Below are 1,845 nucleotides of genomic sequence, written 5' to 3'. Positions count from 1 at the left end.
AGGGCGACGGGTTCAGGCATTTTTGCAGACCTCTTCCAGCATCGTCTCCAGTTCGGCGGCGGTGAAGGGTAGGCCGCGGACCTGGTTGTAGGTGATCGCGTCGGTCAGGTATCGGGCGCGGATGATCTGGGCGAGTTGGCCGAGGTTCATCTCGGGGATGACGACGCGGTCGTAGGCGGAAAGGACGTCGCCGAGGTTGGCGGGCAGGGGGTTGAGGTGGCGTAGGTGGGCTTGGGCGATGGGTTGGCCGTGGTGGCGCAGGGTGCGGCAGGCGGCGCCGATCGGGCCGTAGGTGGAGCCCCAGCCGAGCACGAGGGTCCGGGCGGTGCCGTCGGGGTCGTCGACGTCGAGGTCGGGCACGTCGATGGCTTCGATGCGGGCGGCGCGGGTGCGGACCATGTAGTCGTGGTTGGCCGGGTCGTAGGAGATGTCGCCGGTCTTGTCGGCTTTTTCCAGGCCGCCGATGCGGTGTTGCAGGCCGGGGGTGCCGGGCACGGCCCAGGGGCGGGCCAGGGTGTCCGGGTCGCGTAGGTAGGGTAGGAACGTGACGCCGTCGTCGCCGTTGGGGGCGGTGGCGAAGTCGACGCGCAGGTCGGGCAGGTCGTCGACGTCGGGTAGCAGCCAGGGTTCGGAGCCGTTGGCGACGTAGTTGTCCGACAGCAGGATCACCGGGGTGCGGTAGGTCAGGGCGATCCGGGCGGCCTCGAGAGCGGCGTGGAAACAGTCCGACGGGGACTTCGCGGCGATCACCGCGACGGGGGCCTCGCCGTGGCGGCCGTGCAGGGCCATGTTCAGGTCCGCCTGCTCGGTCTTTGTCGGTAGACCGGTCGACGGGCCGGCGCGTTGCACGTCCACGATGACCAGGGGGAGTTCCAGGGCGACGGCCAGGGAGATCGTCTCGGATTTCAGGGCGACACCGGGGCCGCTGGTGGTGGTCACTCCCAGGGCGCCGCCGTAGGAGGCGCCCAGAGCGGCGCCGACCGCGGCGATCTCGTCTTCGGCCTGCATGGTGACCACACCGAGCCGCTTGTGTTTCGACAACTCGTGCAGGATGTCCGACGCCGGGGTGATCGGATACGCGCCGAGGAACACCGGCAGACCCGACCGCACCCCCGCCGCGACCAACCCCAACGACAGAGCGGCGTTACCGGTGATGTTGCGGTAGGTGCCCGGCAGCATCGCCGCGGGTTTCACCTCGTACCGCACCGAGAACGAATCCGTCGTCTCGCCGTAGTTCCAGCCCGCCTTGAACGCCGCGATGTTCGCCGCGACCAGATCCGGCCGCTTGGCGAACTTCCGCTCCAGAAACCGTAGGGTCGACTCGTACGGGCGGGAGTACATCCACGACAACAACCCCAGGGCGAACATGTTCTTCGCCCGCTCGGCGTCCTTCTTCGACACCGACAACTCCGCCAACGCACCCACCGTCATCGACGTCAACGCCACCGGATGCACCACAAACCCATCCAGAGTGTCGTCCTCCAACGGCGACACCGCATACCCGACCTTCGTCAGGTTCCGGCGGGTGAACTCATCGGTGTTCACGATGATGTCCGCACCCCGACGCAGATCACCCACATTCGCCTTCAACGCCGCCGGGTTCATCGCGACCAACACGTTCGGCGCGTCCCCCGGCGTCAAAATATCGTAATCAGCGAAATGCACCTGGAAACTCGACACCCCCGGCAACGTCCCCGCAGGCGCCCGAATCTCCGCCGGGAAATTCGGCAACGTCGAAATATCATTACCCAACTGCGCCGTCTCCGAGGTGAACCTGTCCCCCGTCAACTGCATCCCGTCACCCGAGTCACCAGCAAACCGGATCACCACCCGGTCCAACTGACG

The 1,845-nt window shown here is 67.0% G+C and carries 1 protein-coding gene; it reads right to left on the bottom strand.

The annotated features are described in order from the left end of the window. Window positions 1-12: 12 nt before the first annotated feature. A partial coding sequence (locus tag JQN84_RS31130; protein ID WP_239486550.1) for a 2-oxoacid:acceptor oxidoreductase subunit alpha occupies window positions 13-1,845 on the bottom strand: 1,833 nt, incomplete at its 5' end.

Origin of the sequence: Micromonospora humidisoli (assembly GCF_016900955.1) — a bacterium.
In the GTDB taxonomy this organism is placed as follows: domain Bacteria; phylum Actinomycetota; class Actinomycetes; order Mycobacteriales; family Micromonosporaceae; genus Micromonospora; species Micromonospora wenchangensis.
Note: the sequence above shows the minus strand (reverse complement) of the source record. Positions and strands in the feature narration are given on the sequence as shown.